Source organism: Haloferax sp. YSSS75 (genome assembly GCF_046764215.1).
Taxonomy (GTDB): Archaea; Halobacteriota; Halobacteria; order Halobacteriales; family Haloferacaceae; genus Haloferax.
In genome coordinates this window covers 267015-285927 of the sequence record NZ_CP177206.1, presented here as the reverse complement: position 1 = coordinate 285927, position 18913 = coordinate 267015, and the positions used below count along the sequence as shown (strand labels likewise).

General features: G+C 62.1%; 19 protein-coding genes. 12 read left to right on the top strand and 7 right to left on the bottom strand.

All coding sequences use genetic code 11. The features are described from left to right. The first annotated feature begins 812 nt into the window (after positions 1 to 812). The 3 genes from ACK3R5_RS01570 (at position 813) to thsB (ending at position 3302) form a co-directional block, all read left to right on the top strand. Complete coding sequence (locus ACK3R5_RS01570; protein WP_411965326.1) at positions 813 to 983, top strand: hypothetical protein; 171 nt, start codon at positions 813 to 815, stop codon at positions 981 to 983. Between the two features lie 67 nt (positions 984 to 1050). Next, entirely contained in the window at positions 1051 to 1443 is a 393-nt protein-coding gene (locus tag ACK3R5_RS01565) for a hypothetical protein (protein ID WP_411965325.1), read from the top strand. A gap of 215 nt (positions 1444 to 1658) precedes the next feature. Then, a complete protein-coding gene (thsB, locus tag ACK3R5_RS01560) occupies positions 1659 to 3302 on the top strand; it encodes a thermosome subunit beta (RefSeq protein WP_411968676.1) in 1644 nt (547 codons plus the stop codon). A 137-nt stretch (positions 3303 to 3439) separates the two neighbouring features. Here thsB and ACK3R5_RS01555 read toward each other — a convergent pair whose 3' ends face one another. Beyond that, positions 3440 to 3988 carry a winged helix-turn-helix domain-containing protein gene (locus tag ACK3R5_RS01555; RefSeq protein ID WP_411967834.1) on the bottom strand — a complete coding sequence of 183 codons (549 nt, stop codon included), beginning with the start codon at positions 3986 to 3988 and terminating at the stop codon, positions 3440 to 3442. 168 nt (positions 3989 to 4156) lie between these two features. Here ACK3R5_RS01555 and ACK3R5_RS01550 point away from each other — a divergent pair, with 168 nt between their 5' ends. The 4 genes from ACK3R5_RS01550 to ACK3R5_RS01535 all read left to right on the top strand — a co-directional run bounded on the left by ACK3R5_RS01550 (position 4157) and on the right by ACK3R5_RS01535 (position 8204). Continuing rightward, entirely contained in the window at positions 4157 to 4372 is a 216-nt protein-coding gene (locus ACK3R5_RS01550) for a heavy-metal-associated domain-containing protein (RefSeq protein WP_411967832.1), read from the top strand. Positions 4373 to 4380: 8 nt separating this feature from the next. Then, positions 4381 to 6285: a heavy metal translocating P-type ATPase gene (locus ACK3R5_RS01545; protein WP_411967831.1), complete on the top strand. Its 1905-nt coding sequence runs from the start codon at positions 4381 to 4383 to the stop codon at positions 6283 to 6285. A 35-nt stretch (positions 6286 to 6320) separates the two neighbouring features. Further along, positions 6321 to 6989 (top strand): hypothetical protein, encoded by a 669-nt coding sequence (locus tag ACK3R5_RS01540; RefSeq protein ID WP_411967830.1) that lies wholly within the window; start codon positions 6321 to 6323, stop codon positions 6987 to 6989. 216 nt (positions 6990 to 7205) lie between these two features. After that, positions 7206 to 8204, top strand: a complete 999-nt coding sequence (locus ACK3R5_RS01535) for an ornithine cyclodeaminase family protein (RefSeq protein ID WP_411965319.1) — start codon at positions 7206 to 7208, stop codon at positions 8202 to 8204. A 45-nt stretch (positions 8205 to 8249) separates the two neighbouring features. Here the strand turns inward: ACK3R5_RS01535 and ACK3R5_RS01530 are convergent, their stop codons facing one another. The 3 genes from ACK3R5_RS01530 to ACK3R5_RS01520 all read right to left on the bottom strand — a co-directional run bounded on the left by ACK3R5_RS01530 (position 8250) and on the right by ACK3R5_RS01520 (position 12296). Next, positions 8250 to 8468 carry a hypothetical protein gene (locus ACK3R5_RS01530; protein ID WP_411965318.1) on the bottom strand — a complete coding sequence of 73 codons (219 nt, stop codon included), beginning with the start codon at positions 8466 to 8468 and terminating at the stop codon, positions 8250 to 8252. Between the two features lie 324 nt (positions 8469 to 8792). Continuing rightward, the gene (gene leuS / locus ACK3R5_RS01525; RefSeq protein WP_411967829.1) at positions 8793 to 11669 is read right to left on the bottom strand and encodes a leucine--tRNA ligase; all 2877 of its coding nucleotides are present in this window, start codon (positions 11667 to 11669) and stop codon (positions 8793 to 8795) included. 180 nt (positions 11670 to 11849) lie between these two features. Beyond that, on the bottom strand, positions 11850 to 12296 hold the full coding sequence (locus ACK3R5_RS01520) for an Hsp20/alpha crystallin family protein (protein ID WP_411967828.1): 447 nt from the start codon (positions 12294 to 12296) through the stop codon (positions 11850 to 11852). 192 nt (positions 12297 to 12488) lie between these two features. Between ACK3R5_RS01520 and ACK3R5_RS01515 the strand changes: the two genes are divergently transcribed. Continuing rightward, on the top strand, positions 12489 to 12884 hold the full coding sequence (locus ACK3R5_RS01515; protein ID WP_411967827.1) for a RidA family protein: 396 nt from the start codon (positions 12489 to 12491) through the stop codon (positions 12882 to 12884). A gap of 69 nt (positions 12885 to 12953) precedes the next feature. Here ACK3R5_RS01515 and hsp14 read toward each other — a convergent pair whose 3' ends face one another. The 3 genes from hsp14 to hisH all read right to left on the bottom strand — a co-directional run bounded on the left by hsp14 (position 12954) and on the right by hisH (position 15084). Beyond that, the gene (gene hsp14 / locus ACK3R5_RS01510; protein ID WP_411965313.1) at positions 12954 to 13364 is read right to left on the bottom strand and encodes an archaeal heat shock protein Hsp14; all 411 of its coding nucleotides are present in this window, start codon (positions 13362 to 13364) and stop codon (positions 12954 to 12956) included. A 199-nt stretch (positions 13365 to 13563) separates the two neighbouring features. Further along, complete coding sequence (pheA, locus tag ACK3R5_RS01505) at positions 13564 to 14370, bottom strand: prephenate dehydratase (RefSeq protein ID WP_411965312.1); 807 nt, start codon at positions 14368 to 14370, stop codon at positions 13564 to 13566. A 54-nt stretch (positions 14371 to 14424) separates the two neighbouring features. Next, entirely contained in the window at positions 14425 to 15084 is a 660-nt protein-coding gene (hisH, locus tag ACK3R5_RS01500) for an imidazole glycerol phosphate synthase subunit HisH (protein WP_411965311.1), read from the bottom strand. 187 nt (positions 15085 to 15271) lie between these two features. Between hisH and ACK3R5_RS01495 the strand changes: the two genes are divergently transcribed. The 4 genes from ACK3R5_RS01495 (at position 15272) to ACK3R5_RS01480 (ending at position 18881) form a co-directional block, all read left to right on the top strand. Next, positions 15272 to 16237: a phosphate/phosphite/phosphonate ABC transporter substrate-binding protein gene (locus ACK3R5_RS01495; protein WP_411967825.1), complete on the top strand. Its 966-nt coding sequence runs from the start codon at positions 15272 to 15274 to the stop codon at positions 16235 to 16237. 83 nt (positions 16238 to 16320) lie between these two features. Continuing rightward, positions 16321 to 17076, top strand: a complete 756-nt coding sequence (locus ACK3R5_RS01490; protein ID WP_411965309.1) for a phosphonate ABC transporter ATP-binding protein — start codon at positions 16321 to 16323, stop codon at positions 17074 to 17076. Then, positions 17073 to 18065: a phosphonate ABC transporter, permease protein PhnE gene (phnE, locus tag ACK3R5_RS01485; RefSeq protein ID WP_411965308.1), complete on the top strand. Its 993-nt coding sequence runs from the start codon at positions 17073 to 17075 to the stop codon at positions 18063 to 18065. The genes ACK3R5_RS01490 and phnE overlap by 4 nt, the downstream gene beginning before the upstream one ends. Before the next feature lie 72 nt (positions 18066 to 18137). Beyond that, positions 18138 to 18881 (top strand): DUF6498-containing protein, encoded by a 744-nt coding sequence (locus ACK3R5_RS01480; RefSeq protein ID WP_411967824.1) that lies wholly within the window; start codon positions 18138 to 18140, stop codon positions 18879 to 18881. Positions 18882 to 18913: the final 32 nt, after the last annotated feature.

Sequence of the window (18913 nt, the reverse complement as noted above, 5' to 3'; positions counted from 1 at the left end):
ACCAGACCACAATCGCGAGGTAACTGTGTTCACCGCCCACCCACCAATTCGACCAAATACCAGCCCGAAGGCCGGAGCGACGAGCAGTGCCAGCCCGCTGGCCAAGATTACGAAAGCGACACTCAAAATCGATAGTTGCGTGGTACTGGCGACTTCCACAAGCAGCGTGAGTCCGGCGACAACACCAGCAAGAACACCTGCACGAAGTCCCGCAGCGCCCGGGTTCGCTGAGCAGAACTCAGCGATGACACCCGCGGTGAACGCGCCAAACATCATTATTCCTCCACCGATAGCCGCATCCGAATTTGGTAGCCAGTTCACAACGACAGTGACGGGTAGTGAAACAAGTGTACCGATTATCGCGAATCGCCATACAGCAAGGGGAGGTGACGGGGACATTCGTGTCAATTAATCAATTTGAAGGGCTGATATAGCTTTTGTAGGACTGGAGACAGACAAACGAGAGCCTGTTGCTGAATCCATCCTCTATATTCAGCACGCCACGTCTGTCAAACTCTGCGTAGTTCGACAGACCGAAAAATCGTACAATCCAATTTCGAAGGACAGACACATCCCACCGACCACCCAGCGACCCCTGCCCACTGACGACCTGAAAACACCTAACCACACTCTCGATTCTCGGGAGACGAGAACCCACAGTGGTGTCTTTTCCCGTCCGAGTACTACGATTACGTGCAGGTACAACACTGCCATCTGTTACGACGTGAGTCAGCGAGACGTCGCCGTGGCGTCCCGTGTTAGTATAGCGTCCAAAACATTCATCACCATGCGAAGCAATACCACGTTAGACAATGCCTGACACCAAATCCGGCCGTGAGAAGAAGGGGCTCAACAAGCGTTCCCAGCTTACCGAACGGCTGTACGAACGAGAATTAGCGGTGTTAGACGGCGAAGACGACGAACCCGAACTCGAGGAATTCGAGGGCGAGTTCATCGCCGAAGAACTCCCGGACGAAACCTGACGCGACCCGCCAGTACTGGCTGACTGGCCACTCGGCTTTTTTATCGACGCTCACGTAGCCTTTGAGCGTGTCACACCGCGCGAACTACGCAACTGTGTTTATCGGGTCGCATCTCCACCCACCGGACGAGAGACTGAACCTCGACTGGGCCGCCGACGTCGGCGACGAGACGGACAGCTTCGAGTTCGAGGTGCCGACTGACGACCCAACGGAGGCGTACATCGGCATCCAGGCGTTCGACGTCGGCGAGTACGGCCACGATATCTTGATAAACGGTGACCCTCTCTCCGGGTTCGACATCCCGCCGGGAGATGGCTGGCAGTACTGGGTCGATACCGTCGTCGGCGCAGAACTCGTCGAAGGGACGAACACGATTCGAATCGTCCGCGACAAGTCCACCGACGACGCGTTCGCCGTCGGAACCATCACCATCCACTGGAAGGAACCGGTGGAAGAATAGTATATAAACGAGGGTAAATTGGCCGATATTATGTTAATTGTTGCCGTGCCGCACGATACACCGGGGGCGGGCCGGAGGCGGTGCAGTCACTCGATTAGGTGAAATCATCGGCCGACCATCGAGAGTCGCGAGCCGAGCCGCCGGCGTAACGCTTATATAGAATCACAAACAATCGATGGGTGTCTATGAGCCAGCGAATGCAGCAGGGTCAGCCGATGATCATTCTCGGTGAAGACTCCCAACGCGTCAAAGATCGCGACGCGCAGGCGTACAACATCCGCGCCGCACGAGCGGTCGCAGAGGCAGTACGCTCGACACTCGGGCCGAAAGGGATGGACAAGATGCTCGTCGATTCGATGGGCGACGTCACCATCACGAACGACGGCGTCACCATCCTCAAAGAGATGGACATCGACAATCCGACGGCCGAGATGATTGTCGAAGTCGCCGAGACCCAGGAAGACGAAGCAGGCGACGGCACGACGACGGCCGTCGCTATCGCGGGTGAACTCCTGAAGAACGCCGAGGACCTCCTCGAACAGGACATCCACCCGACGGCCATCATCCGTGGTTTCAACCTCGCCTCCGAGAAGGCACGCGAGGAAGTCGACAACATCGCAGAGCGTGTCGACCCCGACGACGAGGACCTGCTGAAGAAGGTCGCCGAAACCTCGATGACCGGTAAGAGCTCCGAACTCAACAAGGAACTCCTCGCGGACCTCATCGTCCGCGCCGTCAAGCAGGTCACCGTCGAAGCGGACGACGGTTCCTACATCGTCGACCTCGAAAACATCGCTCTCGAGACGCAGACCGGTCGCTCCGCGTCCGAGTCCGAACTCCTCACCGGCGCTGTCATCGACAAGGACCCCGTCCACGACGACATGCCGGTCCAGTTCGACGAGGCCGACGTCCTCCTCCTCAACGAACCCATCGAAGTCGAAGAGACCGACATCGACACGAACGTCTCTATCGAGAGCCCCGACCAGCTTCAGAAGTTCCTCGACCAGGAAGAGGCGCAACTGAAGAAGAAAGTCGACCAGGTCGTCGACTCCGGTGCCGACGTGGTCTTCTGCCAGAAGGGCATCGACGACCTCGCACAGCACTACCTCGCCAAGCAAGGCGTCCTCGCCGTCCGCCGGACGAAGAAGTCCGACATCAAGTTCCTCAAGAACATCACCGGCGCGTCCATCGTCTCGGACCTCGACTCCATCGACGCTTCCGACCTCGGCCGTGCGTCGGTCCGTCGTGACGACGCCGACGACCTGTTCTACGTCGAAGGCATCGGTGACGACGTCCACGGCGTCACGCTCCTCCTCCGTGGCTCGACCGACCACGTCGTCGACGAACTCGAACGCGGCGTGCAGGACGCCCTCGACGTCGTCGCCTCGACGGTTGCCGACGGCCGCGTCCTCGCTGGCGGCGGTGCCATCGAAGTCGAACTCGCCTCGCGCCTCCGCGACTACGCGGACTCCGTCACCGGCCGCGAGCAACTCGCCGTCGAAGCCTTCGCCGACGCGCTCGAACTCGTCCCGCGCGTCCTCGCCGAGAACGCTGGCCTCGACTCCATCGACACGCTCGTCGACCTTCGTGCGGCCCACGAAGACGGACAGGTCCGCGCTGGCCTGAACGTCTTCACCGGCGAAGTCGAAGACGCGTTCGAAGCAGGCGTCGTCGAGACGGCCCACGCCAAAGAGCAGGCCATCTCCTCCGCCTCCGAAGCCGCGAACCTCGTCCTCAAGATAGACGACATCATCGCGGCCGGTGACCTCTCCACCGGCGGCAACGACGACGACGAAGGCGGCGCACCCGGCGGCATGGGTGGCATGGGCGGTATGGGCGGTATGGGCGGTGCGATGTGAGCACCTCCACGTAGGTCACCATCCACTCACGCCGACCCCCGCACCGCACGACAGACCGATTCTTTTTCGGCCGACGACCGAAGCGCGTAGCCGATAGTCCGTCTGTTACTTCCCAGAGCAAGCCGACAGTGTGCTCGTCACTCGGCAGGTTCGTCCGTCTTCTCCGGACGCGTCCGGGCGCGGACGAACGCCCGACGGAGGACGGTCAACAGCAGATACGTCTCGTACTTCTGTGTCTGGCAGTGCTCACACGGGCTCATCTCCGAGGCGATGTCTGCCAACTCGTCGCCGAACTCTGACTGGAGGTGTGAGACGACGTCGGCAACCTGCGGTTCGACGTTCGCCGCCATCGCGTCGATGGCCGCGTCGTGGGCCTCTGGAACCGCGTACGAGAGGACGATGGTGTTGGCCCGATAGTACTTCGCCGTCGCACCGCGGCGCTCTTCGAGGCGTGCGATATCGACGAGTCCGACGTCGCGGAGTTCGTTCACGTGGTGCCGTATCGTGTTCTCCGTGCGTTCGAACCCACGTCGTTCGAGTTCCTCGTGAATCTCCCCGACGGTCATCGCGCTGTCGGCCAGCATATCGAGAATCATCGCCCGGAACGGTTCCTCGAGTGCGGTAGAGACGTTCGTATCTCGAACCGCGATGTCCGTCAACTGAACGTCGACTGTGAACTCTCCCATCTGTCAGACGTAGGGTTTGGTCGCGTATATCTTTGGGTCTGACCGGTCGAACACACAGACCACCTAGACGGGTCGTTTGAGTGGTGAGACGACCCGTCCCGATACTCAAACATATCATTTAAATAATATATTTGAGGGTGGGTCGCTTCCGCCTAGGTGGAGACACTGATGACCGAAACAATCCAGTTCCGTGTTCGCGATTTCGACTGTCCGACGTGTGCGAGTAACGTCGAACGCTCGTTGAAACGAACGGGCGGCGTCGAACGCGTCGAGGTTCACTACACCACGGGGCGTGTCGAAGTCGAGTACGACCCCGGCGTCGCGACAGTCACGGACGTGGAGTCCGTAATCGAGAAGCAGGGCTACACCCCCCGTCCCCGGTGAACTCTGACGTGAGTTCCATTCGACAGTTCTACCGGCGGCACAGGAAGGCGCTCACGACGGCCACGAGTGGACTCCTCTACGCCGGTGGGTGGACCCTCGGGTACGTCACCCCGTTCGACACTGCGAGCGCAGTCGTCCTCGTCGTGGCGGCAGTCGTCGGCGGGTTCGACATCGCCAAAATCGCCTACTACGAACTCCGGAGTCTGACGCTCGGCATCAAGACGCTGGTGACGCTGGCGGCAGTCGGCGCAATCGCAATCGGGGCGTACTGGGAGGCGGCGGCAGTCGTCTTCCTCTTCAGTCTCGGAAGCTACCTCGAAAGCCGGACGATGCGGAAGACGAGGAGCGCACTGGAAGAGCTCCTCGAGATGACGCCCGACACCGCCGTCGTCGTCAGAGACGGCGAGCACGTCGAAATCCCTGCCCGCGACGTCGAAGTCGGCGAAATCGTCGTCGTCAAGCCCGGCGAGAAGATTCCCGTCGACGGTGACGTCGTCGACGGCGAGAGTGCCGTCGACCAAGCGCCCGTCACCGGCGAGAGCGCACCCGTCCACAAGTCGCCCGGCGACGAAGTCTACGCCGGAACCATCAATCAGGAGGGGGCGTTCGAGGTTCGGACGACGGGTGCAGGCTCCGATACGACGCTCCAGCGCATCATCCGTCGCGTCGAAGAAGCACAGGAGGCCCAGTCGCCAACGGAGAGTCTCATCGACCGGTTCGCGACGTACTACACGCCGGCTATCGTCGCGCTGTCGCTCGTCGCCTTCGCGGTGACGCGTGACGCGATGCTCTCGTTGACGTTGCTCGTCATCGGCTGTCCCGGTGCGCTCGTCATCGGCCCGCCCGTCAGTATCGTCAGCGCCATCGGAACTGCCGCCCGCAACGGTGTCCTCATGAAGGGAGGCGAGCACCTCGAGCGTGCCGGGAAGATTGACCTCGTCGCGTTCGACAAGACGGGGACGCTCACTACCGGTGAGACGACTGTCGCCGCCGTCGAAGGCTTCGGCCACGAACCCGCCTCGGTCCTCCGCTACGCCGCGACTGCCGAGAAACGAAGCGAACACCACCTCGCGGCGGCCATCCTCGCCGCCGTGGAGAGTGCCGACGACACCGGGACGCTCGCCGCCGACGGCGGTGTGTCGGGGGCGATGACAGACACGTCGATTCCCGAACCCGACGAGTTCGACGTCGTCCCCGGGTCGGGCGTCGTCGCCCACCACGACGGACGCGAAATCGTCGTCGGGAACCGCCGACTCCTCGACGACCGAGACATCTCGATTCCCGACGCCGCGGCCGAGTACGCCCGAACCCGAGAGGACCGGGGTGAGACGGCAGTTCACGTCGCCCTCGACGGGGCCGTCGTCGGTGTCATCGCCGTGCGTGACGAACTTCGGGAGGCCGCACCGGAAGTCGTCGAACGCTTGCACGACGCCGGTATCCAGACCGTAATGCTCACCGGCGACAACGAGCGTGCTGCCCGCGCAGTCGCCGAGGAAGTCGGCATCGACGACGTCCGGGCAGCGCTGTTGCCCGAAGACAAGCAACGGGCCATCACCGAGTACCGCGAACGCGGCCACGTCGTCGCGATGGTCGGTGACGGCATCAACGACGCACCGTCGTTGGCCACCGCCGACGTCGGCATCGCGATGGGTGCCGCCGGCACCGACACGGCGATAGAGACGGCCGACATGGCGTTGATGGCAGACGACCTGCGACAGATTGCCGAGGCTATCTCCCTGAGCAAAGCGACCCGGTGGAACGTCTACGAGAACGTCGGCATCGCCATCGTCACGGTGGTGTTCTTACTCGCCGGCGTCCTGACGAGTTACGTCCACCTCGCCGCCGGGATGCTCGTCCACGAAGCGAGCGTCCTCGCGGTGATACTCAACGGGATGCGACTCCTCCGCCAGTGAACCAACCAACCAACCCACCCACAGAGACCAGACACATGACGACGAACACCAACACGAATCCGACCGAGACGAACAGCACAGAGACCAACTGGGACGTCACGTACGACGCCGACCCAATCTACATCCGGGACCCGGTTGCAGAGGCCCTCTGCGTCCTCGAACCCGGCGAACCGTTCGTCGTCACCTACGAAGACGTCGTGAAAGCTGCCGGACACTCTTGTCCGACGGCGGCGGGTGCTTTCCGCATCGCACAGGTCGGCCTCGACACACTGTACGACGACGAACGACCGGTCAGAAGTGACGTCGAAGTCGTCGCCGCCGGCCCCGAAGACGACCCGACGTACGGCGTCACGACCCGCCTGCTGTCGTACATCACGGGTGCCGCCGGCGTCGATGGATTCGGTGGCCTCGGCGGTGGATACGGCGGCCGAAAGAACCTGCTGACGTACGACGGGTTCGACGCCGAGAGTGCGGACCCGACGTTCCGTCTCCGCCGAACCGATACCGGCGAAACCGTCGAAGTGAGGTACCACGTCGGAGGGATTCCCGGCGGCGGACCGGCGCTCGGAAACCTCCAGTCGATTCTCGAAGGAATGGCCACCGACGACGAACGGGCGGCGTTCGGCGAGAGTTGGCACCGGCGTGTGCAGTCTGTCCTCTCAGACGACCGACTCTTTTCGGTCCGGAACGTGACGACGGACTGACGGAAGCCCGCCGCGCAATCGGCCGTCGAAGTCGGTGAACTATCACGGTTATTCTATCGGGTAGTCGGTTCTGTCGAGTGGTTTTCCAGCGGTTCGGGAGCGATATCGGAGTTCGGTTCGCGTTATTTTTGGACCTATCTCTCATATTCTGTAAGAGAGTTGGAGTTGTATTCAGAAATAGAACAAACTAAGTAGGGGGTGCGGGAATGTGTCACTATGCCCACGACGCTGCTACTGAACAAAGACGACGTCCACGAGAACGTCCGGATGCCGGAACTCATCTCGGCCATCGAAGACGCCTTCGCCGCCTACGAGACGGGCGACGCGCAGATGCCGCCAAAGTCCTACATCGACCTGCCGCAGTACAACGGTGACTTCCGGTCGATGCCCGCCTATCTCGACGCCGGCGACTGGGACGCAGCAGGCATCAAGTGGGTCAACGTCCACCCCGACAACGGCGACAAGTTCGGCCTGCCGACGGTCATGGGAACGATGATTTACTCCGACCCCGAGAACGCGTTCCCCCTCGCACTGCTCGACGGGACGGAACTGACGATGCTTCGGACCGGTGCTGCCGCCGCCGTCGCCACCGACTACCTCGCCGTCGAAGACGCCTCCTCGATGGGTATCATCGGTGCCGGCGTCCAGTCGTACACGCAACTCCGCGCAATCAGCGAAGTCCGCGACATCGAGGAAGTCGTCATCTCTGACCTCGACGAAGAGCGCGTCGCCGACTTCATCGACGCCTTCGAGGACGAGTTCGACATCCGCGCGGGGTCCATCGAAGAGGCCGCCCAGTGCGACGTTCTCTCGACGGTGACGCCCGTCGAAAGCCCCATCGTCCCCTTCGACGCCGTCGGCGAACACACCCACATCAACGCGATGGGTGCCGACGCCGAAGGGAAGCACGAACTCGACGACGAGATTCTCCTCGCCGCCAAACTCGTCATCGACGACCACTCCCAGACGACTCACTCGGGTGAAATCAACGTCCCGTACCACGAGGGCGTCCTCGGTGACGACGACATCTACGGCGACATCGGCGAAATCGTCGTCGGCGAGAGAGATGGTCGGACCGACGCGGACGGCATCACCGTCTTCGACTCGACTGGGCTCGCGATTCAGGACGTCGCGGCCGCTCACGTCGCCTACGAACACGCTATCGAGAACGACAACGGCTACGCGTTCGACTTACTCGGCCTCGCCGACGAGTAACGCGGCACGAAGAGCCGAGTCTCTCCGAGTTTTCTCCCCGTTCAGTTACTCACCGGTTCCTCGCTGGCTAGCGAGGTACTCGAACACCTTCGACACCACGTAGACGATGGCGATGAACGGCAAGAGCGGGACGAGAAGCATCACGAGGATGAGGAATATCACCCACCCGATGGAGTCCATCTCCATGTCGGGCCGCATGCCCGTCCGCGGCGTGACGGTTCGGTAGGCCTTCTCCGGGAGTGACAGGGATTCCTCTTCGCTCATGTATTCCTGTACGTTCGCCGAAAGGATAAGATGACCGGCGAACTCACCGGTGGCGGTACTTGGCCCGTTCGACGACTTCGCCGCACTCACGACACTCGTAGCGTCGCCTGTCTTCGAGGTCTGTCCACGTCTCGTCGTCGGTCCGGTACATCTCAGCGCCACACGACTGACAGAGCATGCCCTAATTATCACTAATGAACATGTAAATCTAGGGGCTGTCGAGGATAGTGGCCAGATATGGCGTTCGTGAGCGACATACACCGACGGTAGAGCGGTCGCTCGTCAGAGTATCAGAAGAAAAAACGGGAGTAGAGTGTACCGCAGTTATTCGAGGTGGACCGCGGGCCGGAACGGAATCGCCTTCGACGCACGGTCTGCGGGGTCTCTGATGTCCGCGTCGTCTTCGGCGTACACCTCGACGTCGGCGTCGAACTCACGAGCGAGGAAGTCGGCGGCACGTTCGTAGGTCGCCGCTTCGTCGAGGGCGAGTTTCGCACGCAGTACCGACTCGTCCTGCCCCCGCGTCTGACTCACGAGGTCCTGAACCAGGTCGTTGACGTCGTTGCCCTTCTCGCGGAGGTCTGGGTCCTGCATGACCTGTCCCATGATGGCACCGACGTTGTCGCCCTGGTCGACCACCGTCTCGAACACGTCGCGCTTCCAGTCGGCGGCGACGTAGACGCGGAGCGTCTCGGGGTCCGAGTCGGTCACGTCGATGATGTCACGAATGTCTTCGGTCAGGCGTTCGACCTGCTGTTCTTCGAGTTCGACCGTCTCGTCGTCGAACTCGGTGTCCGGTTCCGGCCACGGCGCGTCTTCGGCGGGCGTGCCGGTCAACTGCTCGTGGAGTTCGTTCGTCATGAACGGGACGAACGGGGCGAGCAGTCGCAGACGCGTCTCCAGAACCGTCCGGAGCGTCCACTTCGCGGCGGGCCGGTCGAGGTCCGTCCGGCGGCGGTACCAGCGCAGGTCCTCTTCGAAGTTGTAGAAGGCGGCCTGACTGGCCGAGCGCGTCTCGGACTCGTCCATCGCCTCGGTCACGTCGCGGACGGTGTCCTGCAGTTTGGACAGGAGCCATCGGTCGATGGTCTCCAGTTCGGGTTGGGTTTCCGGGCCGGGGTCTGCGATAATCTCCTGTGCACGGTTCCAGAAGCGTTCCAACTGGCTGTGGACAGACCCGACCAGGTCGTCGCGCCAGTCGTAGTCCTGCCACGGTTCAGCCGAGTTGAGCAGGAAGAACCGGACGGTGTCGGCACCGTACTCGCTGATTGCCTCGCCGGGGAGGACGACGTGGCCCTTCGACGACGACATCTTCTCGCCTTCGAGCAGGCCCATGCCCATGATGACGATTCCCTGTGGCCACTGTGCTTGGTCGAACAGTTCGCCGTGGTGGAACTGGTAGAACGTCAGGTGGTTCGTGATGAGGTCGTTCGCGGAGAACCGGTAGTCGACGGGGTACCAGTAGTCCCACTCTTCGCGCAGTTCGAGGGCGCGTTCGTCCGCCTCGTCGGCCGCTTCGGGGCCGTAGAACAGCGTGTCGAAGAAGTCCTGCGTGAGTTCCTCGGTCGGGATGTCCTGCAGACGGTGGGCGATGGTGTAGTACGCCATGTAGATAGTCGAGTCCGACAATGGCTCGATGACGAACTGGTCGTCCCACGGCAGGCGCGTGCCGAGGCCGTAGTTACGGATACACGGCCACCCGTTCAGCCAGTCGATGGTGTGGTGGTACTCGTCGCGGGTGTTGTCCGGGATGGCGTCGAGTCCGTCGGCCACGTCGTGGGCAATCTGTTTCCAGTCTTCGTCGTCGTACGACAGGAACCACGTGTCCTGTTCGGCGACGACGACGTCGCCACCACAGCGGCAGACGACTTCCTCGGAGAACTCCTGCATCACGTCGAACTGGCCGGCAGCGACGCCGTCGGCTTTGAAGTCGTCACGAACCGTCTCGACGATTTTGCCGGCGTAGTCGCCGTAGAACTCCTTGAGTCGGCCGGCGTGGAACTCCTTGTTGTAGAGGTCCTTCGTCGCCTTCTCCAGTGCCGGGTCGTCCGACGACTCGATGCCACGGTTTTCCACCGCGGACTTCGCGGGAATCTCGCCGTACTCGTCGTCCTCGGAGTCGATATCGAGGATTGGAATCGGCTCGATGTCGGCCACGACGTCGGGGTCGATACCGAACGATTCGAGGTATGCGGTGTCGGCTTTGGCCTCCTGTAGTGCCACGTAGTCGTCGGGGCTGTGTGCCGGGACGGACATGACGACGCCAGTCGCGTTGTCGGCGTCGACGAACCCTGCCGGCAGGACGGGAACTTCGTCGCCAGTGACGGGATTTTCGACGAACTGGCCGACCAGTTCGGAGCCGTCGACGGTCTCCAGAATCTCGACGTCGTGTGCCTGATATTCCAGTTTCGCGGCGGCGTACTCGGAGACGAACCACGTCTCGCCTTCGACGTTGGCGACGACGTAGGTCGCTTCAGGGTCGATGTAGGCGTTCGTCACGCCGTGGACCGTCTCGGGGCGCAGCGTCGCCATCGGGACGACGACGGACTCGCCGTCGCGTTCCCACCCGAAGCGGACCAGCGTGTACTCCTGGAACTCCGCTTCTTCGCCCTCCAGCAGGTCGTGTGTCGTGACCGGTTGCTCTTCGTTCGTACAGAACTTGACGGGGTGGAGGCCCTTCTCCAGTCGCCCGCGTTCGCGGAGCGTCCGGTACTGCCACTCGATGAACTTCGAGTAGCGCTCGTCGTTCGTCGTGAACTCGCGCCGCCAGTCCACGGAGAGCCCGAGCGACTGCATCCCCTTCTTGTAGTGTTCCTCGATGAAGTAGTGTGCCCACCCCATCGGCGTCTCCAGGTCCGAAAGCGTCTCTTCGGAGACGTTGTAGGTGTCTTTGAGGACGGACAGTTGCTTCTCTTCGCCCTTCTTCAGTCGCTCGACGGCGCCGATAATCGGCGTGCCGGTGACGTGCCAGGCGATGGGGAACAGGACGTTGTCGCCCTGCTGGCGTCGGTAGCGGGCGTACACGTCCGGAACCGTGTAGGTGCGTGCGTGCCCGATGTGCATCCCACCACTCGGATACGGATACGGAACTGTGACGAACGTCGCGTCGTCGGCGTCTGCGTCCGGGTCGGCCTCGTATCGGCCAGACTCGGACCAGCGCTCCCGCCAACGCGCTTCGAGTTCCTGCGGGTCGTAGTCCATATCCGTGGTAGTGGCACGCCGGCCTAAAATAACTCCTATACTCGACTTCCCACTCTGTCTGATTGCGGCAAATATTGGCACCGAATCACAGAGCGTCGGCGCCGGGAGGGCGGTAGGAGGATGGAGAGAAAATCGAATTCGTGCGTCCCGACGAATGATGGTCGGCGTGCCCCGCTCGACTCAGTCGATGTCGATGCGGTGGGAGTCGTCGGGTTCGACGTCCACCTTGGGGAGTTCGATGGTGAGGACGCCGTTGTGGTACGACGCCGTCGCGTTCTCTTCGTCCACCGCTTCGGGGAGTCGGAGGGTGCGGCGGGCAGACTGTTGGCGACGTTCGCGGCGGAGGTACTCGCCCTCCTCGCGTTCTTCGGTCATCTCACGCTTCGCCTCGATGGTCAGGGTTCGGTTGGCGATAGAGAGGGAGATGTCCTCCTTTTCGTATCCGGGGAGGTCAGCGGAGAGCACGAGTTTGTTGTCGTAGTCGGAGATATCGACGGCCATGTCGTGCAGGCGAGTCGTGGGCATCATGCCCGAGCGGTCGAACTGGTGGCCCATCTCGTCGAATTGTCGGGAGAGTCGGTCGAACAGTTCTTCGATGTCGTCGAATGGATTCGTGCGTCGCATCATCGGTAATTCACCGAGAGATAAGGACGCCGTCTGAGGAGATAATCGTTTCTGGAACTGGAGTAGCAATTAGCACGCCACACACCCCAGAGAGCAGGAATTCGGTCGAATCGCCCCGAGATTCGACGCGCCTGGCTTCGGTTCGTTGTCCCACTCACCACGGCCGCTTATCTCGCCTCGTGTCGGTGACATAGCATGGACAGACAAGCGGTGAACCCCGACGGCCTCGTCGACGCGACGAGCATCGGGTACAGTCAGGCAGTCGTCGCGAACGGCACGTTCTACATGTCGGGACAAGTGGGGTGGGACGAGACGTTCACGCTCGCGGGCGACGACATCGAATCGCAGACGCGACAGGCGTTCGAGAACGTCGACACGTTGCTTTCGAGCGTCGAGCAGTCGCTGGCCGACGTGGCGAAGGTGACCGCACACATCGTCGACCCTCACGAACACAGAGACGGGTTCTTCGAAGTGTGGCACGAGGTGTTCACCGACGAACCGTACCCGTGTCTGACGATTCTCGGTCCACAAGGACTCGCCCAGGAGGGGTTTCTGGTCGAACTCGAAGTCGAAGTGCCATTCGACGCGTAGGGTGCGATATCTTCGGTCAAAAAGGTGGTCTCTGGGTCAGTGCCGCACAGCGCCGACGTGTGTGTCGACTCATTCGATGTCGATGCTGCTGGAGTCTTCGGCGTCGGGTTCCATCTTCGGGAGCGTGATGGTGAGGACGCCGTTTCGGTACTGGGCAGTCACTTCGTCACGCTTCACTTCGGCCGGGAGGGTCACCGTCCGCGAGACAGACCGCTGCGTTCGCTCGCGTCGGATGTAGTTCTCCTCGTCGACGTCTGTCGACTCCGAACGGTCGGCGGAGATGGAGAGTTGCCGCCCGCGCACGCTCACTTCCAGGTCGTCTTTCTCGAATCCGGGTAGGTCGGCAACCACTTCGATACTGTCGTCCGCGTCGACCAAGTCGAGGGAGATGTCCTGAAAACGGGTGAGTCCCGAGTCTTCGAAGGACCGCCCCATCCGGTCGAACAGGTCTTCTATCTCGTCGAATGGATTTCGTTGCATACACCAGAACTTTCGACGCGCATCTCAAAGAATCATGTGGCTATTCTCACACGAACGTCACCGGACGGCCGTCACGTTCCCCGAGACGTACTCTTCGATGAACACGAGACGACGTTGCCTTCCGTGCGGTGAAACACCGAACTCCTCGTCGCCTTCGAGGCGTCGAACGAATCAGACAGAAACAGTCTGTCCGCCGGTATCAGTACAGGACGTGTCGCGTGTCGTACGACCCGAGGACGCGAACCCACCCGTTTCGGGCGATTCCCTCCACGTCGTCGAGCGCGCCCTGCATGCGTTCTTCGTAGAGTCCCGCGTCGGCGTCGATGTGGAAGAGGTAGTCGCCGAGGCGATTGCCACTCGGACGCGACTCGATACGCGAGAGGTTGATGTCGCGTTCGGCGAACGCTTCGAGCAGTTCGAGGAGAAGTCCGGGGTAGTTGGCGTTCGGGTAGACGACGAGCGACGTCTTCCCGCCGGCGTCGGACCGGGCGGACTCGGGTGCGACGACGAGGAAGCGCGTCGCGTTCGACGACCGGTCCTGGATGTCTTCGGCGATGATTTTCAGGTCATCTCCAGCGTTGTCCGGGTGGCCAATCCCGGCAACAGACGCGTCCTTCCGGGCGCGTTCGACGCCGCGAGCGGTGCTGGCTACCGCTTCGAGCGCCACGTCTGGATAGTTCTCTTCGAGATAGGTTCGACACTGGGCGAGCGCCTGCGAATGGCTCGCGACGACGTCGAACTCGTCGCTCTGTGCCAACAGGGCGTGGCGAATCGGCGTCACTATCTCTTGGACGACGCTCACGTCGGAGTTCGCCACGGCGTCAAGACTCTCGGAGACGCTTCCCTCGATACTGTTCTCGATGGGGACGACGCCTCGTTCGAACGACCCGTCGGCGACTGCATCGACGATAGACGTGACCGATTCTCTGAAGGCGACGTCGTCGGCGACGGCGCGGGCGGCACGATGTGAGTAGGTGCCCGCCGGGCCGAGCGTGACTGCCTGCATACCGCCCCCTTCACGCACGGACGACAAAAGAGCGTCGGGGGAGGCAGATTCGACCTATCTGTCCGCGCAGAACTCGACGAAGTTCCGGAGAATCGTCAGTCCGGTTTCGCCGGACTTCTCGGGGTGGAACTGCGTCCCGAAGACGGTGCCTTCCTCGTTGGCGACGACGGCAGGGAACTCGACGCCGTAGTCAGTCGTCGCGACGATGGCCTCGTCGTCGTCCGGGTCGGCGTAGTACGAGTGGACGAAGTAGGCGTACTCGCCATCGACACCCTCGACGAGCGGGTGGTCACGCTGGACGTTCAGTTCGTTCCAGCCCATGTGCGGGACCTTCTGTCCTTCGGCGAAGCGGACGTTTCGTCCGGGGATGAAGTCCAGCCCCTCGACTTCGCCTTCGCCCGCGTGGTCTGCTTCCTCCGAGGAGGTGAGTAACATCTGCATCCCGAGACAGATACCGAATATCGGCGTGCCGGCGTCGGCAGCTTCCGCGAGCGGTTCGCGGAACGGTCCCGCGTTCTCCATTCCCTCGGAGAACGCCCCAACACCGGGGAGGACGATACCGTCTGCATCTTCGAAGTCCGCTGGGTCGTCGGAGATGACGACGTTCGCACCCGCGCGTTCGAGTCCGCGCATGGCACTCCGGAGGTTGCCGAGGCCGTAGTCGACCATCACCACGTCGGCGAGCGTCTCCTCGGACGCCTGTGTCGTGCTCATACCCTCTCTTTACGGGGCGTAGGCAAGTGAGTTTCCGTCCCGGCGACCACCTCACCACTGCCGACAGCGACCGGCCATTTCTGTAGGAAACGGTAGTTACCGTGTCTCGGGTTTATATTTATGTAATCCAACGTAGAAAAAATAGGAAGATTTAACCCCAATCTGCCTGAGTTTCATTCTGAAGTACATGTCCTCACGACGGAACTTCCTCAAGAAAACTGGTGCTGTCGGAGCACTCGGTATGGCAGGGTTGAGCGGGTGTATCGGTAGCATCGGAGGCGGGTCGGACACGGTGACGTTCCTTCTGACACCGTCGGAATCGGACGTCGACATCAAACAGCAGTACCAACCGCTGTTCGCGTACCTCGAATCCGAGGCAGAAGTCACAGTCGAGTCCGAAGTCGCCGCCGACTACGCGGCAGTCTATCAGGCGTTCAAGTCTGGACAGGCCGACCTGGCCGACTCGTCGCCGACGATTGCGATTCAAGGAGGCAACGAAGGCGTGACGGAGGTCATGGGTATCCGCGTCGCCTACGGTGCGGCGAAATACTTCTCGCTCATGACGACGACCCCCGACAGCGGCATCGAAGAACTCGCTGACCTCGAAGGAGAGACAGTCGCCTTCGCAGACCGTCTCTCGACGAGTGGGTCGCTGTTCCCGCTGTACATGCTCAAGCAAGCGGGTCTCGACACGGGCAACGCCCCCGACGGCGACCCGGTAGATTTCACCGGCCAGTGGTCCGACCACTCGACGGCCCGCGAGACGCTCGTCAACCGCGACGAAGTGATGGCGGCCGGTACCGGCGCGTTCTCCGTCGCACCGCACGTCCCGAAAGACCAGTTCCCACAGCGGTTCCTCGACATCTCCGCCGAGAACGACGGCGACCTGGGAACTGCCGACCCGCAACTCAATCTGCTCGCGGCGTCCGACCCCATCCCACGTGCGCCGATAATCGTACGCTCCGAACTCGAGTCGGAGATGAAGTCGTCACTCACCGACGCGCTCACGAGCGTCACACAGGACGACCTCATCAACGAGGACCTCGGTGAAGACCAGCAACTCTGGTTCACCGGCGTCGAACCCGGAACAGTCGACGACTACGAACCGATAAAGAACGTCATCGACGAACTGGGCATCTCGCTCGGGCAGTAACACCACACAGACACTCCATTGCAGTATCATTTTGGCGGTACCACACCCACGACGGGTGAACGCGGGAACACCGACGACACACCATGAGTACCATCGAAGTACGTAACCTCACGAAAACGTTCGGCGACGTTCGAGCGTTGGACGACGTCTCTTTCACCATCGAAGACGGCGAGTTCGCCGTCTTGCTCGGTCAATCCGGTGCAGGGAAGTCCACGCTTTTGCGTTGCCTCAACGGCATCACCAAACCCACGTCTGGTGAGATTCGAATCAACGACGAACCGGTCAAAGGGCCACGCGACGACGTGGCGATGATTTTCCAGCAACACTACGTCCTCGGACAACTCAGCGCCTACGGGAACGCGCTCACGGGGGCGCTCAACCGCACCTCCTTTTTCCGGAGTCTCGTCGGGTGGCACTCCCGGCCGGACAAACTGGAGGCGCTCAACGCGCTGGAGACGGTCGGTCTGCTCGACAAAGCGAACCAGCGGACACGAAGCATGAGCGGTGGCCAGCAACAGCGTGTCGGTATCGCGCGCGCACTCGTCCAGCAACCGAATCTCCTCCTCGCCGACGAACCCGTCGCCAGTCTCGACCCGGCGAGCGCGGAGACGGTGATGGGCTACATCCGAAGCGCCGCCAAGGAGCGTGACCTCTCGACGCTCGCAAGCCTCCACCAGGTCAACCTCGCCCGCGAGTTCGGTGAACGATTCCTCGCGCTTCGCGATGGCGAACTCGTCTTCGACGGCCATCGAGAGGACCTGACCGTCGATATCATCGACCGTATCTACGGCGACGTCCAGACGCAGGACATCCGCGAAGGGACGGAGGCCCACGCATGAGCGACCGAGACGACGCTTCGGCCCCGGCGGAGACACCGAATCCGCGACCCGACGGCGGAACCGCGACGGGAAGACTCGACGGCGCACTCCGTGACCTCACGATTACGAAGCGTATCAAGTGGGGGATGGCGTTCATCCTCTCGCTCGTCTTCGGCTTCCTGTTCTTCCAGGCGCTGGACGAAGTCGGGTTCTCGCTCGCCGAAATCCTCTACTACTGGCCGGAGTTCCAGAACGCCCTCGGCGAGTTCTTCCCGCGCGCGCCACTCTTCGGCGTCATCCCGTTCGTGGACTTCGGGTCCTACTGGCAGTTCATCCAAGAGCGCAACCTCTTCGGTGCCGCCGTCGTCACGCTGGCGATGGGCTTTGCCGGAACCGTCCTCGGCATCCCCGGCGCACTACTCCTCGGTGTCCTCGGGTCCGAGCGCGTGACTCCGTATCCGTTCAACTTCATCTTCCGCGGAACGATGAGCGTCATTCGCGCCATCCCGGCGCTCGTCTGGGCACTCATCTACATCCCACTCGGTGGCGTCTCGCCGTTTACCGCGACGCTCGCTATCGGCACCGACACGATGGGGAACCTCGGACGCCTGTTTACCGACGCACTCGAAGAAGTCGAGGACGGACCCATCGAAGCAATCGAATCGACCGGTGCGAACCGTCGACAGACCGTCGTCTTCGGGATGCTCTCGCAGGTGTTCACCCCCTTCATCGCGTGGACGATGTACATCCTCGAAATCAACACCCGAATCGCCGTCACGATGGGTCTCATCGGCGGTGGCGGTATCGGTTACATCCTGCAGACACAGCGGAGTCTGTTCAAGTACACGAACATGATGGCGACGATTCTCGTCATCTTCCTCCTCGTCGTCTCCGTCGAGTTCGTGAGTCAACGCGTCCGCTCGTACATCCGCGGCGAAGACGAGGGACTGAGTTTCCTCGAACTCGTCGTCGAGTTCCCACAGCGGATGGCCCGTTCGCTCTGGGACTGACGTCCCCTCGTCGGGCGCTGTCGTCCTCGATTCGCGACACTGTTTTTGTTGCTCGCTGACGTTGCCGAAGGTATGTCGTGGTCACCGCGTTCCGTCTCGTCGCCACTCGCACTCGTCGCGTTGGTGGCCGCGAACGTCGCCCCGCTCGTCGGCGTCGTCTGGTTCGGATGGAGCCTCAAGGCACTGCTGGTCGCCTATTGGCTCGAAAGCGGCGTGGTCGGCCTGTTGAACGTCCCGAAGATTCTGACCGCAGTGGGACGCGGCGACGGTGGGCCGTCCATCACCGCCACGATAAACGGCCGACAGGTGGACCTCTCACCTCCCGAAAACCCACGCGAGGGGTTTCACCTCTATCCCTCGAACGTTCCAATCGCGGGGTTCTTTCTCGTCCACTACGGCGTCTTCTGGGCCGTCCACGGCGTGTTCGTCTGGACGTTCGACGCGTTCGCAGTCGGCGGCGTCGGCGGTGTTCCGCTCGTCACCGTCGCACTCGCGGCGGGTGTGACACTCCTCAGTCACGGCGGGTCGTTCGTCGTCAACTTCGTCGGGCGCGAGGAGTACCGGTCAGTCTCGCCCGGCACGCAGATGTCTGAACCGTACCGCCGCGTCGTCGTCTTACACCTCACTATCGTCCTCGGCGCGTTCCTCGTGGGGGCCTCCGGTGCACCGTTGGCGGCGCTCGTCGTCATGGTCGTCGTCAAGACGGTTCTCGACGTGGGTGCACACCTTCGAGAACACGCCCGAGCGCGGAAGCGAGCGAAGACACACCACGAGACGGCCACCGAGCGACCCGACGCCCACGACGCGTCGGCGTGAGTCCGCGGGTGCGTCGCCGTCGCTTCAGCAGT